This window comes from Mesorhizobium sp. B2-4-2 (genome assembly GCF_006442845.1).
In the GTDB taxonomy this organism is placed as follows: domain Bacteria; phylum Pseudomonadota; class Alphaproteobacteria; order Rhizobiales; family Rhizobiaceae; genus Mesorhizobium.
In genome coordinates this window covers 341,235-354,943 of record NZ_VFVM01000006.1, presented here as the reverse complement: position 1 = coordinate 354,943, position 13,709 = coordinate 341,235, and the positions used below count along the sequence as shown (strand labels likewise).

The following is a 13,709-nucleotide window of genomic DNA, read 5'->3' as shown; positions in this document are numbered from 1 at the left end:
CCGTTTTGAATCATCTAGCCCATCCAACTCACTGATATCAGAGAAGAACCCATGAAATCGCATGCAAAGGTCGTGGTCATTGGCGGCGGGGTTGTCGGGTGTTCCGTGCTGTTCCATCTCGCCCGCCATGGCTGGACCGACGTCGTGCTTCTGGAGCGAGACGAGCTGACTTCAGGCTCGACGTGGCACGCGGCCGGCGGCATGCACACGATCAATGGCGATCCCAACGTCGCCAAGCTGCAGAAATACACGATCAACCTCTACAAGGAGATCGAGGAGCTTTCCGGCCAGGCGACCGGCGTGCATCTGACCGGCGGCGTGCTGCTGGCGGCGACCGAGGCACGGCTCGACTGGCTGCGTGGCGTCGTCGCCAAGGGTCGCTATCTCGGCATCGATCTCGAAGAAATCTCGCCGAAAGAAGCGGCCGAACTGATGCCGCTGCTCGACCCCAAGCAGTTCGTCGGCGCTGTCCGCAACAAGGAGGACGGCCATCTCGATCCCTCCGGCGTCACCCATGCCTATGCCAAGGCTGCGCGTAAGCTGGGCGCCGAGGTCGAGCGCTTCACCAAGGTCGAGGACATCGTGCGGCGTCCCGACGGGCTGTGGCGCGTCATCACCAACAAGGGCGAGGTCGTGGCCGAGCATGTCGTCAACGCCGGTGGCCTTTGGGCGCGCGAGGTCGGCCGCATGGTCGGGCTCGAACTGCCGGTGCTGGCCATGGAGCACATGTATCTGATCACCGAGGACATGCCGGAGGTCGCCGCCTGGAACGCCAAGACCGGCACCGAGATCATCCACGCCGTCGATTTCGACGGCGAGCTCTATTTGCGCCAGGAGCGCGGCGGCATGCTGATGGGCACCTATGAGAAGGCCAACAAGGCATGGTCCGAGCACCAGACGCCGTGGAATTTCGGCCATGAATTGCTGGAGCCGGACATCGACCGCATCGCGCCGTCGCTGGAAGTCGGCTTCCGGCATTTCCCGGCCTTTCAGAACACCGGCATCAAGCAGATCATCAACGGACCCTTCACCTTCGCGCCTGACGGCAACCCGCTGGTCGGGCCGGTGCGCGGTTTGCCGGGCTTCTGGGTGGCCTGCGGCGTCATGGCCGGTTTCAGCCAGGGCGGCGGCGTTGGGCTCGCGCTGTCCAACTGGATGATCGAGGGCGATCCCGGCGCCGACATCTGGGCCATGGACGTGTCGCGCTATGGCGACTGGGCGACGATGGCCTACACCAACGCTAAGGTGCGCGAGAACTATTCCAGGCGCTTTTCGATACGCTTCCCCAATGAGGAATTGCCCGCCGGACGGCCGCTGAAGACCACGCCGGTCTATGACCTGCTGTCGGCCAAGGGCGCGCAATGGGGCGTGTCCTATGGGCTGGAAGTGCCGCTCTGGTACGCGCCCGAAGGCGTCAAGGACGAGTTCTCGTGGCGTCGCTCGAGCGATTTCGCGCATGTCGGCAGGGAGGTTGCAAACGTTCGCGGGGGCGTCGGCATCGCCGAGATTTCGAATTTCGCCAAATACGGCGTGACAGGCGAGGGGGCTGCTGCATGGCTCGACCGGCTGCTCGCCTGCAAGCTGCCGGGGCCAGGCCGCATGACGCTGGCGCCTATGCTGAAGGAGGACGGCAAGCTCATCGGCGATTTCACGCTGGCCAATCTCGGCGGCGAGGAGTGGTTCATCGCCGGTTCCGGCATTGCCGAGCAGTACCATATGCGCTGGTTCGAAAAGCATCTGCCCGCGGATGGTTCTGTCCGCATCGAGGCTTCGGGCGCGAAACTCACCGGCCTTGCCGTCGCCGGGCCGAAGGCGCGGGACGTGCTGGCCAAGGTCACGCGGACGGACGTCTCGAACGCCGCCTTTCCCTTCATGGCCATCGGCAAGATGGATATCGGCATGGCGCCGTGCCTGGTAGGCCGCGTCAGCTACACCGGTGATCTCGGCTATGAAATCTGGGTGGCGCCGGAATATCAGCGCGCGGCGTTTCAGGCGCTGATGGCGGCGGGCGAGGAGTTCGGCATTGGCCTGCTCGGCTCCCGTGCGCTGAACGCACTGCGGCTGGAAAAGAACTATGGCTCGTGGGCGCGCGAATACCGGCCGATCTACGGACCGCTGGAGGCAGGGCTCGATCGCTTTGTCGCCTATGGCAAGGAAGCCGATTTCATAGGCAAGACCGGGGCGTTGGCAGAGCGCAGGCAGGGCGGCAAGCTCAGGCTGCGCGCCTTCATCGTCGAGGCTGCCGACGCCGATGTCATCGGCGACGAGCCGATCTGGTTCGGCGGCACGGTGCGTGGCTGGGTGACGTCAGGCGGCTATGCGCATCATTCAAGGAAATCGGTGGCCATGGGCTACGTGCCGAAGGAGATCGCCGAGGAGAGCGAAGGCTTCGAGATCGAAATCCTCGGCAAGCGCCATGCCGCACGCATGCAGCCGGTACCGTTGTTCGACGCCAATTTGGAGCGAATGCGGGCGTGAACAATCCGCATCCGGCTCGCATCAGGCAGCGCGGCGATTGTCGAGCGCAAAGGCGCCAGGGCCGGCGAAGAACAGATAGAGGAAGATGAAGCAGAACGAGATCGCCAAATCGCCGCCATTGTTGACCGGGAAGAAGCCGCGCGGCATGTGCGCCATGAAATAGGCGATCGCCATCTCGCCGGCCAGAAGGAAGGCGACTGGGCGGGTGAACAGCCCCAGCGCGAGCAGGATGCCGCCGGCGAACTCGAGAATGCCGGCTGTCAAAGTCAACCCGCTGAGGGCGTGGGGTTCGGCGCTTGCCGGGAAATTGAACAGCTTCTGGCTGCCATGCTCGATGAACTGCAGCGCGGTTATGATGCGCAGAACGCCGAGCGCCTGTGGCTGGTATCGGGCCAAGCCTTCAAAAAGCGCCATCTGAAACTCCGTTTTCACCCCCAGGTCCGGCCTAGATTATCGCCCCGAGATGGACCATTCACTTCCCGCTACCGGACATCAACAATCGGTGATGCGAGATGTTCCGCAACGCGTCGATATTTTCTCCCTAAGGTTGCATTATTATCCCTATGGTTGTATCGATTTGTAGATAGTTGAAATCGTTCGGGGGTCTCTCGCCATGAAAAAAGTCGTCATCAGCTTTTTCGCAATCCTTGCCGGTACCAGCTTCGCGATGGCCGAGGATGCCGGCTGCGAGGCTTTCAAATGGCCGGTAACGCGCGAGCAGGCGCTGTTCGCCGCGCCTCCTTCTGCTGCGTCGGGGACGACGCTGGCGATCGGCGCTGCCGCCGATCTGGTTCTGGTGCCGGCCGAGGCAGCGGAATTCGCCCTCCCGCCGGAACGTGCCCCGGCGCCTGGCACGTTCGGCGCTGTCGCCAGCATGGTTGTGCCGCCGGAAGGGGGCATCCAGATAAGCTTGTCGGGCGAAGCCTGGATCGATGTCATTCAAGACGGCCATACCGTGAAATTGGCCGGCTACAGCGGGGCCAAGACCTGTCCGGACATTCGCAAGAGCGTTCGGTTCAAGCTTGCGCCCGGCCCGGCCACCGTCCAGTTCAGCGGTGCAAAAAAGGCAGGCCTGAAAGTCGCGGTGCTGACGCCGGAATAGCTCGGCGCCAGGCTGGGGGACGGCCTTCAATCCCTTGGTCAAAAGGCCGTCCTCCTGTGCGACGTTGAGCCCCTTACCGTCCGGGCGCCATCAAGGCGAAATGGGCGCCTTGCGGGTCCTGGCATTGCACGATCCAGCTGCCGCCGGGGACCTCCATCGGGCCCATCAGGATCTTGCCGCCATTGTCGGTCACCCGTTTTGCCGCCGCGTCGATGGCGGTTACGTTGAAATAAAACTGCCAGACCGGCACCGGGATCTGTTCGGGTTTGTTCATGATGCCGCCACCGGATTCGGGGCCGGCCGCGAAGGTTTGATAGGTTCCCATCGGCCCCATGTCGAAATCGCCGGCATTGGTCCATCCGAACTGGCTGGAATAGAAGTCGAACGCAGCCTTCCAGTCGGTTGTGTAAAGCTCGTGCCAGCCGATATGGCCCGGCGTGCTGGCCGGCACGACCGGCTGGTCGGGCCCGTTCGGCTGCAGGAACATGAAGGTCGCGCCTTGCGGATCGGCGACGACGGCAAAGCGGCCGACGCCCGGAATGTCGTCGGGCTGGCGATGAACGGCGCCGCCGGCTTTCTGCAGCGACGCCGTGGCAGCATCGACATCCCTGGTGTGGATATAGCCAAGCCAGGCGGGAGGCATGCCCATCTTGGCGGCATCCTCAGGCATCGTCATCAGCCCGCCGACGCCACGCTCGCCGACATTCATGACGATGTAGCGCGGCATGCCGGGAGCCTTGTCGAAGGCTTGCGCGGTCCAGCCGACCACCTTGGTATAGAACGCCTCGGCGGCGTCGAGGTCTGATGTCATCAATTCGTACCAGAAGAAGGGCATTGGGGATTTCGGCATCGTCGGTCTCCTCACCTTTTGCGTCGATCGTCCTTCGATCCATCATAGGACGATCTTCGAGACGGAAATCCGACAGCGGAGGAAAAATTGCGGCTCGACAGGCATGCCATGATTGCGGCCTGCCGCTTAGCGGACCGTCCTTCCTCGAAAGTTCGACATTCGCGCATTATGATATTAAACGTGAACCAAATTATCATGTTTTATTCGAGCCTTTTCAGAGGCTTATGTAGAAAATTGACCAATTGATAAAAAAATAAAACGTGCTAGCCTTCCCTAAAACGAAAACAAGGGGAACTGACGATGGCAGAAGGCCAGTTCAGGGAAGGCATTGCAGGCGGCCGGCTGCCTGCCGATCAGTATGCGGACAATTTTTCCGACCTGCATCCGCCGCTCGATCACCACGAGGCGCTGGTCGAAGCGGACCGCTGCTATTTCTGCTACGACGCGCCGTGCATGAACGCATGCCCGACCTCGATCGACATTCCGCTGTTCATCCGCCAGATCTCCACGGGCAATCCGATCGGCTCGGCCAAGACCATTTTCGACCAGAACATTCTGGGCGGCATGTGCGCCCGCGTCTGCCCGACCGAGACGCTGTGCGAGGAGGTCTGCGTGCGCGAAGTGGCGGAAGGCAAGCCGGTGCAGATCGGTCGGCTGCAGCGCTATGCCACCGATATCGCGATGAGCGAGAACAGGCAATTTTATCCACGTGCCGCACCGACAGGCAAGACGGTCGCCGTGGTGGGCGCCGGGCCGGCCGGCCTTGCCGCCGCACATCGGCTCGCCCGCCATGGCCACGACGTCACAATCCTGGAAGCGCGCGCGAAGGCGGGCGGGCTCAACGAATACGGCATCGCCGCTTATAAGAGCGTCGACAATTTCGCCCAAGCCGAGGTCGAGTACGTTACCTCGATTGGCGGGATTGATATCCAGAACGGTAAGGCGCTCGGCCGCGACTATCAGCTCTCCGACCTGATCCGCAATTATGACGCGGTGTTCCTGGGCATGGGGCTCGGCGGCGTCAATGCGCTGCGCGCCGATGGCGAGGCCGCCGTGGGCGTCACCAACGCCGTCGAGTTCATCTCCGAGCTGCGCCAAGCCAGCGATCTCTCCGGCCTGCCGGTCGGCCGCCGCGTCGTCGTCATCGGCGGCGGCATGACGGCGATCGATGCCGCGGTGCAGTCGAAGCTGCTTGGCGCCGAGGAGGTGACGATCTGCTACCGGCGCGGCCAGGAACATATGAATGCTTCCGAATTCGAGCAGGACCTGGCGGCCGCCAACGGCGTCGTCATCCGACACTGGCTACAGCCGAAGCGGGTGATTGCCGAAGGCGGCAAGGTCAATGCCATCGAGCTTGAATACACCGCCATGAACGGCGACAGTCTTGCCGGCACCGGCGAGACGCTGACCCTCGTTGCCGACCAGGTGTTCAAGGCGATCGGACAGAGTTTCGTCCCCGCTGCGCTCAACGGCAGCGGTGCTGCGATCGAGCTCGAGGCCGGGCGCATCAAGGTCGATGCGGAAGGGCGCACTTCGCTGGCCAAGGTCTGGGCCGGCGGCGACTGCATATTCGGTGGCGACGACCTGACCGTCTCGGCCGTGGCGCAAGGGCGTGATGCGGCGGAATCCATTCACCGGGCACTGACCTCGAACGGGAGGGCATGAGCATGGCAGATATCAGGAATAATTTCGTCGGCATCAAATCGCCCAATCCGTTCTGGCTGGCCTCGGCGCCGCCGACCGACAAGGCCTACAATGTCGTGCGCGCCTTCAAGGCCGGTTGGGGCGGTGTCGTCTGGAAGACGCTGGGCGAAGAGGGCCCGCCGGTGGTCAACGTCAATGGCCCACGCTACGGCGCGATCTGGGGCGCCGACCGCCGTCTGCTCGGCCTCAACAACATCGAGCTGATCACCGACCGCGACTTGCAGACCAATCTGCGTGAGATGAAGCAGGTCAAGATGGAGTGGCCCGACCGGGCGCTGATCGCCTCGATCATGGTGCCTTGCGTCGAGGAAAGCTGGAAGGCGATCCTGCCGCTTGTCGAGGAAACCGGCGCCGACGGCATCGAGCTCAATTTCGGCTGCCCGCACGGCATGTCGGAGCGCGGCATGGGCGCCGCCGTCGGCCAGGTGCCGGAATATATCGAAATGGTTGTGCGCTGGTGCAAGCAGTACACGCGCATGCCCGTCATCACCAAGCTGACGCCCAACGTCACCGATATCCGCAAGCCGGCGCGAGCAGCACATGCCGGCGGCACCGACGCGGTGTCGCTGATCAACACCATCAACTCGATCACCGGCGTCGATCTCGACAGCTTCGCGCCGATGCCGACCATCGACGGCAAGGGCTCGCATGGCGGTTATTGCGGCCCGGCGGTGAAGCCGATCGCCATGAACATGGTGGCCGAGATCGCGCGCGACCCCGAAACGCAGGGGCTGCCGATCTCCGGCATTGGCGGCATCACCACCTGGCGCGACGCTGCCGAGTTCATGGCGCTCGGCGCCGGGAACGTGCAAGTGTGCACGGCCGCGATGACCTACGGTTTCAAGATCGTCCAGGAGATGATCGCCGGTCTCGAAAACTGGATGGACGAGAAGGGCCATCGCTCGCTCGACGACATCATCGGCCGTGCCACGCCCAATGTCACGGACTGGCAGTATCTCAACCTCAACTATGTCGCCAAGGCGCATATCGACCAGGATGCCTGCATCAAATGCGGCCGCTGCCACATCGCCTGCGAGGACACCTCGCATCAGGCGATCACCAGCATGGTCGACGGCGTCAGGCATTTCGAGGTGATCGAGGCCGAATGCGTCGGCTGCAATCTTTGCGTCAATGTCTGCCCGGTTGACAACTGCATCACCATGGAGGCGCTGGCCGCCGGGGTGATGGACCAGCGCACCGGCATGCCTGTGTCGCCGGTCTATGCCAACTGGACCACGCACCCGAACAACCCGATGGCCAAGGTAGCGGCGGAGTAGGGCGGAACAATCAAGGAAAAAGCGGCGTCCTCGGGCGCCGTTTTCATTTTGCTATTGCAGATACAAAATATCCAGGATATAAATTATCCATGTATTGGAGATTGGTATCATGAAACTCGGCGATGGCGTCGAAGCGGCCATCCACTGCGCGGCGACGCTGGCTGGCGTCGATGGCGACAGCACCATGCCAGGTGCGGCCCTGGCGGAGGCGTTTGGCCTGTCGCCGAGCTATCTCCTGAAACATCTCAACATGCTCACCGCTGCGCGCATCCTGGAATCCGTTCCTGGGCCGGCGGGCGGCTACCGGTTGGCGAAACCGGCCGAACGCATCACGCTGCTGGACATCGTGCTGGCGGTCGAAGGGCGCGAGCCGGCTTTCCGATGCGGCGAAATCCGCCAGCGCGGCCCGACGAAACTCGATGCGTCGGCCTATGTCAGGCCATGCGGCATCAATGCTGCGATGCTGAAGGCGGAGCGCGCCTATCGCGCGGCGCTGGCCGAGGTCAGGCTGTCCGACATCGTGGCGGACTTCATGAAAGGCGCCGATCCGAGGTCGGTCGCGGCAAGCTGCGCTTTCACCGAGCGCCACCAGCGGCAGCAGAAATCCAGTTCAACCAAGCAAGTATGAAAGGAAAGATGATGAGACAGAGGCTCCAGTTCTTCGCCAAGGCGCCCGAGATCATGAAAGCGGTATCGGCGCTCAACAAGGCGGTCGACGAATGCGGGCTCGAGGAAAGCCTGCTGCACCTGATCAAGCTCAGGGCCTCACAGATCAATGGCTGCTCCTTCTGTGTCGAGATGCACAGCCGCGAGGCGAGGCGCGACGGCGAGACCGAACAGCGGCTTTATCTGGTTTCAGCCTGGAAGGAATCGCCGCTGTTTTCGGAGCGCGAGCGCGCCGCTTTGGCCTGGACCGAGGCCGTGACGCTGATCGCCAACAATGGTGTTTCGGACGAACTCTATGCCCGCACGCTGGAACATTTCTCGGAAGAGGAGTTGGTCAAGCTCTCCGTGGCGCTGGGCATGATCAATACCTGGAACCGGCTTTGCATTCCGTTCCACGCCATTCATCCGATGCCTGCCGCCAAGGCCGCCTGATTGTTCGATCACGATCGGAGCGCCGCCAAGGGAGGCGGCGCTCCCATTATTTCGAAGGGAGAGCGTTTGATGCTTGCCGATTTACCCGCCGCCTTGTTGGTTCTCGGCCGGCTGTTGCTTGGCGGCGGGTTTGTCTTCGCCGGCCTGCGCAACATCCAGAACGCGGGCTTCTTGATGGGGCTGATGGTCGCGCGCGGTGTGCCGCAGGCGCGGCTGGCACTTTGGGCCGGCATCGTGTTGCAGATCGTCGCCGGCGTGCTGGTGGTGACGGGCTTCTGGACCGCCACTGCCTGTGCGGTGCTGGTGCTGTTCCTGATCGTCGCCACGCCGATGTTCCACAATTTCTGGGATCATCAGGGACAGGAGCGTGCGTCGCGTATCAATGGTTTTGTTGGCAATGTCGCGCTGAGCGGCGGCTTCCTGACACTGATCGCCCAGTCGCTTTGACGGTTGCAGCTAGGCCGCGAACCGCAAACCACCATCGCAGGTTAATACCTGGCCGGTCATGAAGCCGTTGGAGACGAGGAAGGCTATGGCCGAGGCGACGTCCTCGGCGTGGCCGATGCGGCCGACCGGTGTCTTGCCGGCATAGTCGGCAAAGATCGCCTGCCGCTGCTCGTCCGGCAGAAAGTCCCACCAGGGCGTGTCGATGACGCCGGGCGCCACGACGTTGACGCGCAGCGGCTTCAGCTCGACGGCCAGGATCGGTGCCACCGTCAGGAGCATGCCATTGACGGCGCCGATGCCGGCGACGCCCGGCGTGGCGAGCTGGGCGGATACCGCCGAGATGAAGGTGACCGATCCTGATTTGTCCAGCGTTGGCAAGGCCGCCTGCAGGCAGGACAATTGCGGCCGCACCTTTTCGTCGACGCCGCCAGCGATATCGGCAAGGTCGAGTGTTTCGAACGGGCCAAGGCCCTTGCCGCCGCTCGCCGCCAGAACGAGATGGTCGAACGGGCCGATGCGCTCGAAGAATTGGCGCACCTCGTCGGGCTTGGCAGCATCGAACGCCGCCTTGTCGGCGGCGCCACCGAGACTTTTCCATGCGCTGACGAGCTTGTCCTGATTGCGCCCGGTGATGGTCACCTTCATGCCGGGGCCGAGCAGTTTGCGCGCCGTCGCCAGGCCGATGCCGGACGAGCCGCCGATGACGACTGTGTGTTCGATCTTGCTGGTCATGAACGCTCTTCCCTCTTCACTGTAGCCTGCCCGACAAGGTCGAGGCTCAAGTCGCGCAATTGTTGTCTTGCTCTGGCGTCGTAAGCCTGGGCGTCGGCGCGGGATTCGCGCAGGCCGTCGAAATAGAGGCCGCTGCGCGCTTCGAGCGCGGGGGAGGTGGCGAGATTGACAATGGCCTCGGCGCCGGTCTCCACCGAGCTCCATGGCGTGACGCCTGCCTGCCGGACCATCGTGGTGTTCATGTAGCTCGCCGGGTGCAGGGCGTTGACGGTAACCCCGCTGCCCTTGAGCTGCTCGGCGAGATCGATGGTGAACAGGATCTGCGCCAGCTTGCTCTGGCAGTAGGCGCGCACGCCGCTGTAGCCATGGGTAAGCATGACGTCGCTAAAGTCGATGGCCTGCTGGCCCGCCGAGGCGACGTTGACGATACGCGCCGGCGCGCTGGCCTTCAGCAGGGGCAGCAATCCCTCCGTAAGCAGGAAGCCGGCGAGATAGTTGACGGCGAAGCGCAGTTCATAGCCGTCGGCGCTGACCTGCCTTTTGGCGTTTTGGCCAGCCGTGCCGACACCGGCATTGTTGATGAGGATGTCGAGCCGAGCGGTTTTTTCATGCACGGCCTCGGCGAGCCGGCGCACCTCGGCCAGCGAGGCGAGGTCGGCTGCGAAGAACTCGGCCTTGCCGCCGGCCGCCTCGATGTCCGCGACCGTGGCCTTGCCGCGCGCCGCGTCGCGTCCGTGCACCAGCACCCGGGCGCCACCTGCGCCCAGCCGTTGCGCGACGACCCGGCCGACACCGTCGGTCGAGCCGGTGATCAGGATTGTCTTGTCTTTCAGGTCCATGTTTGAGCCTCCATTCGTTGCTCTCGACAGAAGATGGGGCAGCGGGTGCGCGCCAAACAGTTCAAACTTTATCCTGGTATCGGTACTGCTATAATAGGGTCATGGATGCTCCTTCTCATTCCGCTGAAGACAGCCGCCGGCGCGAGCTCGGCGCCTTCCTGCGCTCGCGCCGCGAGAGGCTTTCGCCACAGGCCGCCGGCATTGCCTGCGGCGCGCGGCGGCGCACGCCGGGCCTGCGGCGCGAGGAGGTGGCGATGATCGCCGGTGTCGGCACCACCTGGTACACCTGGCTGGAACAAGGCAGGGATGTCAGGCCCTCGGTGGAGGTGCTGGCGGCGCTCTGCGAGGCGCTGCGCCTCGACGCTGTCGAGAAGCGGTATTTGTTCATCCTCGCCGGCCGCCAACAGCCGGAGCGTCGTGGGGCAACGCCCGAAAAGGTCGACGGGCCGTTGCTGCACATGCTGCAAAGTCTTGTGCTGCAACCCGCTTATGTGGTTGGCCGGCGCTGGGACGTGCTCGCCTGGAACCCGGCAGCCGTCGCGGTGTTCGGCGATTATGGCTTGCTGGAAGGCGACGCCCGCAACATCGTCCACATGGTGTTTACAAGCCCGCAGCACCGTCGCCTGCTCGTCGACTGGGAAGAGCTTGCTCGCGTGGTGCTCGCTTCGTTTCGCGCCGAAAGCGCCAAATATGTCGGTGATCCCGATTTCGACCGGCTGATCGCGCTGATGATGCGCTCGAGCCCCGAGTTCCGCGATTGGTGGCCCCGACGTGACGTAGCGCGAAAGCTGACGGGTCTGAAGCACGTCCGCCATCCGACGGCCGGCGCCATGGCCTTCGAGCATATGAGCCTGTCGATTGACGATGGATCCGACATGCGGCTGGTCGTCTACACGCCGCTGGCCGAGCAGAACTCGATCGCCAAGCTGCAGAGCTTGCTTGATGCACTGCCGGCCGAGCGGCGCAGCGCCTGAGCCTTCAGCGCAGGGTCAGGCCTTCGGCTTCAACCCGTCGAGAAATAATTGCTCCAGGAATCTCGCTGCGTCCTCGAAGCGGCCGTCGCCGCCGCGGTTCGGGCCGAGCACGGCGCGGACCTGGACGTCGAAATCGGCATAGTGCTGGGTCGTCGCCCAGATCGAGAAGATCAGGTGCCAAGGATCCGTCCTGGCGATCTTGCCAGCGCGCATCCAGCCCTTGATGACGGTTGCCTTCTCGTCGACCAGCGTCTTCAGTTCGCCGGTCAGCAAGGGCATGATGCGTGGTGCGCCCTGCAGAATCTCGTTGGCGAACAGCCGGCTCTCGCGCGGAAAATCGCGCGCCATTTCAAGCTTGCGCCTGATGTAGCTCCTGAGCTCGGTCAGGGGATCGCCGATGTCGTCGAGTTCCCTGAGCGGCGCCAGCCATGTGTCGAGCAGGCGCTGCATCAGCGTCTCGTGAATGTCTTCCTTGCGGCGAAAGTAATAGAGCAGGTTGGGCTTCGACATCCCAGCGGCTTCGGCGATCTGGTCGATGGTCGAGCCGCGGAAGCCATTGGTGGAGAACACCTCGAGCGCGGCTTCGAGAATGAGTTCGCGCTTCTCCTGCTGGATGCGGGTACGGCGAGGGGCTTCCGTGCTGGTGTTCACCGTTGCGCGCCCTCGTGTTGAAAGCGGTCTGGCCCAATTCTCTGGACCAGTTTTTCCCCGGCCTGTGGAACGCACTTCAGGAGCCGCATTTCCGCTAGTAATCCCTTGACCGCCGACAGGGCGGTGCTAACGTTTGTCCAATCGGTCAAAAATTTGCGTAGCACGAAAGCGCGGCAAAGACCAAGCGTTGGACGTACCGAAACAGGTTACAAGGGGAAGTCTTGGTCATGTCCAACCGGCTGAAAGTCACGCCGAACGATCTCAGTGCATTCTGGATGCCGTTCACGGCAAACCGGCAGTTCAAGCAGGCGCCGCGCATGTTCGTGTCCGCCAAGGACATGCACTACACGACCAGCGATGGCCGCAAGGTGCTGGACGGCACCGCCGGCCTCTGGTGCGTCAATGCCGGCCATTGCCGGCCCAAGATCACCGAGGCGATCCAGCAGCAGGCCGCCGAGCTCGACTACGCTCCGGCCTTCCAGATGGGCCACCCGATCGTGTTCGAACTGGCCAACCGCCTGGTCGACGTCGCGCCGAAGGGCATGGATCACGTGTTCTTCACCAATTCCGGTTCGGAATCGGTCGAGACCGCATTGAAGATGGCGATCGCCTATCACCGCGTGAAGGGCGAGGGCTCGCGCACCCGTCTGATCGGACGCGAGCGCGGCTATCACGGCGTCAATTTCGGGGGCATCTCGGTCGGCGGCATCGTCACCAACCGCAAGATGTTCGGCACGCTGCTCGGCGGCGTCGACCATATGCCGCACACCCACCTGCCGGAGAAGAACGCCTTCTCCAAGGGCGTGCCGGAACATGGCGCGGAGCTTGCCAACGAGCTGGAGCGCATCGTTGCGCTCCATGACGCCTCGACCATCGCGGCCGTCATCGTCGAGCCGGTCGCTGGCTCCACCGGCGTCATCCTGCCACCCAAGGGCTATTTGCAGAAGCTGCGCGAAATCTGCACCAAGCACGGCATTCTGTTGATCTTCGACGAGGTCATCACCGGTTTCGGCCGTCTTGGCGCGCCGTTCGCGGCCGATTATTTCGGCGTCACGCCTGATATCATGACCACCGCCAAGGGCGTCTCCAACGGCGTCATCCCGATGGGCGCGGTGTTCGTGAAGAAGGAAATCCACGACGCCTTCATGACCGGCCCCGAGCACATGATCGAGTTCTTCCACGGCTACACCTATTCCGGCAATCCGATCGCCTGCGCCGCGGCGCTCGGCACGCTCGACACCTACAAGGAAGAGGGCCTGCTCACACGCGGCGAGGAACTGGCGCCCTATTGGGAAGACGCGCTGCATTCGCTGAAGGGCGAGCCGCATGTCATCGATATCAGGAACATCGGCCTGATCGGTGCGATCGAGCTGGCGCCGATCGCCGGGCAGCCGACCAAGCGTGCCTTCTCGGCCTTCGTCAAGGCGTTCGAGCGCGGCGCGCTGATCCGCACTACCGGCGACATCATCGCGCTGTCGCCGCCGCTGATCATCACCAAGGGCCAGATCAACGAACTGATCGATCATGTGCGTGAGGTACTGAGGTCGATCGATTGAA

At 63.3% G+C, this 13,709-nt stretch carries 14 protein-coding genes; 9 read left to right on the top strand and 5 right to left on the bottom strand.

The window, feature by feature from the left end; translation table 11 throughout:
• Nucleotides 1-51 precede the first annotated feature (51 nt).
• Nucleotides 52-2,478, top strand: coding sequence for an FAD-dependent oxidoreductase (locus FJ942_RS16750; protein WP_140898260.1), 2,427 nt, complete (start codon nt 52-54; stop codon nt 2,476-2,478).
• 21 nt (nt 2,479-2,499) lie between these two features.
• On the opposite strand, the gene FJ942_RS16745 is transcribed toward FJ942_RS16750, so the two are convergent.
• Nucleotides 2,500-2,892, bottom strand: coding sequence for a DoxX family protein (locus tag FJ942_RS16745; RefSeq protein ID WP_140495101.1), 393 nt, complete (start codon nt 2,890-2,892; stop codon nt 2,500-2,502).
• 199 nt (nt 2,893-3,091) lie between these two features.
• Between FJ942_RS16745 and FJ942_RS16740 the strand changes: the two genes are divergently transcribed.
• Nucleotides 3,092-3,580, top strand: a complete 489-nt coding sequence (locus FJ942_RS16740) for a hypothetical protein (protein ID WP_140898258.1) — start codon at nt 3,092-3,094, stop codon at nt 3,578-3,580.
• A gap of 73 nt (nt 3,581-3,653) precedes the next feature.
• Here the strand turns inward: FJ942_RS16740 and FJ942_RS16735 are convergent, their stop codons facing one another.
• On the bottom strand, nt 3,654-4,430 hold the full coding sequence (locus FJ942_RS16735; RefSeq protein ID WP_140567426.1) for a VOC family protein: 777 nt from the start codon (nt 4,428-4,430) through the stop codon (nt 3,654-3,656).
• Nucleotides 4,431-4,730: 300 nt separating this feature from the next.
• On the opposite strand from FJ942_RS16735, the gene FJ942_RS16730 reads away from it, so the two are divergent.
• The 5 genes from FJ942_RS16730 to FJ942_RS16710 all read left to right on the top strand — a co-directional run bounded on the left by FJ942_RS16730 (nt 4,731) and on the right by FJ942_RS16710 (nt 8,956).
• Nucleotides 4,731-6,095, top strand: a complete 1,365-nt coding sequence (locus FJ942_RS16730) for an NAD(P)-dependent oxidoreductase (protein WP_140516668.1) — start codon at nt 4,731-4,733, stop codon at nt 6,093-6,095.
• A gap of 2 nt (nt 6,096-6,097) precedes the next feature.
• Nucleotides 6,098-7,411 carry an NAD-dependent dihydropyrimidine dehydrogenase subunit PreA gene (gene preA / locus FJ942_RS16725; RefSeq protein ID WP_140675432.1) on the top strand — a complete coding sequence of 438 codons (1,314 nt, stop codon included), beginning with the start codon at nt 6,098-6,100 and terminating at the stop codon, nt 7,409-7,411.
• A gap of 109 nt (nt 7,412-7,520) precedes the next feature.
• Nucleotides 7,521-8,039, top strand: coding sequence for an Rrf2 family transcriptional regulator (locus tag FJ942_RS16720; RefSeq protein WP_140557468.1), 519 nt, complete (start codon nt 7,521-7,523; stop codon nt 8,037-8,039).
• Between the two features lie 11 nt (nt 8,040-8,050).
• Nucleotides 8,051-8,509, top strand: coding sequence for a carboxymuconolactone decarboxylase family protein (locus FJ942_RS16715; protein ID WP_140495113.1), 459 nt, complete (start codon nt 8,051-8,053; stop codon nt 8,507-8,509).
• Nucleotides 8,510-8,578: 69 nt separating this feature from the next.
• The gene (locus tag FJ942_RS16710; protein ID WP_140898256.1) at nt 8,579-8,956 is read left to right on the top strand and encodes a DoxX family protein; all 378 of its coding nucleotides are present in this window, start codon (nt 8,579-8,581) and stop codon (nt 8,954-8,956) included.
• 9 nt (nt 8,957-8,965) lie between these two features.
• Here FJ942_RS16710 and FJ942_RS16705 read toward each other — a convergent pair whose 3' ends face one another.
• Entirely contained in the window at nt 8,966-9,688 is a 723-nt protein-coding gene (locus FJ942_RS16705; protein WP_140898254.1) for an SDR family oxidoreductase, read from the bottom strand.
• Nucleotides 9,685-10,527 carry an SDR family NAD(P)-dependent oxidoreductase gene (locus FJ942_RS16700; RefSeq protein WP_140898252.1) on the bottom strand — a complete coding sequence of 281 codons (843 nt, stop codon included), beginning with the start codon at nt 10,525-10,527 and terminating at the stop codon, nt 9,685-9,687. The genes FJ942_RS16705 and FJ942_RS16700 overlap by 4 nt, the downstream gene beginning before the upstream one ends.
• Before the next feature lie 101 nt (nt 10,528-10,628).
• On the opposite strand from FJ942_RS16700, the gene FJ942_RS16695 reads away from it, so the two are divergent.
• Entirely contained in the window at nt 10,629-11,501 is an 873-nt protein-coding gene (locus FJ942_RS16695; RefSeq protein ID WP_140898251.1) for a helix-turn-helix transcriptional regulator, read from the top strand.
• A gap of 15 nt (nt 11,502-11,516) precedes the next feature.
• On the opposite strand, the gene FJ942_RS16690 is transcribed toward FJ942_RS16695, so the two are convergent.
• Nucleotides 11,517-12,152: a TetR family transcriptional regulator C-terminal domain-containing protein gene (locus FJ942_RS16690; protein WP_140495120.1), complete on the bottom strand. Its 636-nt coding sequence runs from the start codon at nt 12,150-12,152 to the stop codon at nt 11,517-11,519.
• Between the two features lie 227 nt (nt 12,153-12,379).
• On the opposite strand from FJ942_RS16690, the gene FJ942_RS16685 reads away from it, so the two are divergent.
• Entirely contained in the window at nt 12,380-13,708 is a 1,329-nt protein-coding gene (locus tag FJ942_RS16685; protein WP_140495122.1) for an aspartate aminotransferase family protein, read from the top strand.
• Nucleotide 13,709: the final 1 nt, after the last annotated feature.

Excerpts from the sequence above, each read along its gene's own strand:
- FJ942_RS16750 (WP_140898260.1), top strand. The coding sequence starts at position 52 with ATGAAATCGCATGCAAAGGTCGTGGTCATTGGCGGCGGGGTTGTCGGG.
- FJ942_RS16745 (WP_140495101.1), bottom strand. The coding sequence starts at position 2,892 with ATGGCGCTTTTTGAAGGCTTGGCCCGATACCAGCCACAGGCGCTCGGC.
- FJ942_RS16740 (WP_140898258.1), top strand. The coding sequence starts at position 3,092 with ATGAAAAAAGTCGTCATCAGCTTTTTCGCAATCCTTGCCGGTACCAGC.
- FJ942_RS16735 (WP_140567426.1), bottom strand. The coding sequence starts at position 4,430 with ATGCCGAAATCCCCAATGCCCTTCTTCTGGTACGAATTGATGACATCA.
- FJ942_RS16730 (WP_140516668.1), top strand. The coding sequence starts at position 4,731 with ATGGCAGAAGGCCAGTTCAGGGAAGGCATTGCAGGCGGCCGGCTGCCT.
- preA (WP_140675432.1), top strand. The coding sequence starts at position 6,098 with ATGGCAGATATCAGGAATAATTTCGTCGGCATCAAATCGCCCAATCCG.
- FJ942_RS16720 (WP_140557468.1), top strand. The coding sequence starts at position 7,521 with ATGAAACTCGGCGATGGCGTCGAAGCGGCCATCCACTGCGCGGCGACG.
- FJ942_RS16715 (WP_140495113.1), top strand. The coding sequence starts at position 8,051 with ATGAGACAGAGGCTCCAGTTCTTCGCCAAGGCGCCCGAGATCATGAAA.
- FJ942_RS16710 (WP_140898256.1), top strand. The coding sequence starts at position 8,579 with ATGCTTGCCGATTTACCCGCCGCCTTGTTGGTTCTCGGCCGGCTGTTG.
- FJ942_RS16705 (WP_140898254.1), bottom strand. The coding sequence starts at position 9,688 with ATGACCAGCAAGATCGAACACACAGTCGTCATCGGCGGCTCGTCCGGC.
- FJ942_RS16700 (WP_140898252.1), bottom strand. The coding sequence starts at position 10,527 with ATGGACCTGAAAGACAAGACAATCCTGATCACCGGCTCGACCGACGGT.
- FJ942_RS16695 (WP_140898251.1), top strand. The coding sequence starts at position 10,629 with ATGGATGCTCCTTCTCATTCCGCTGAAGACAGCCGCCGGCGCGAGCTC.
- FJ942_RS16685 (WP_140495122.1), top strand. The coding sequence starts at position 12,380 with ATGTCCAACCGGCTGAAAGTCACGCCGAACGATCTCAGTGCATTCTGG.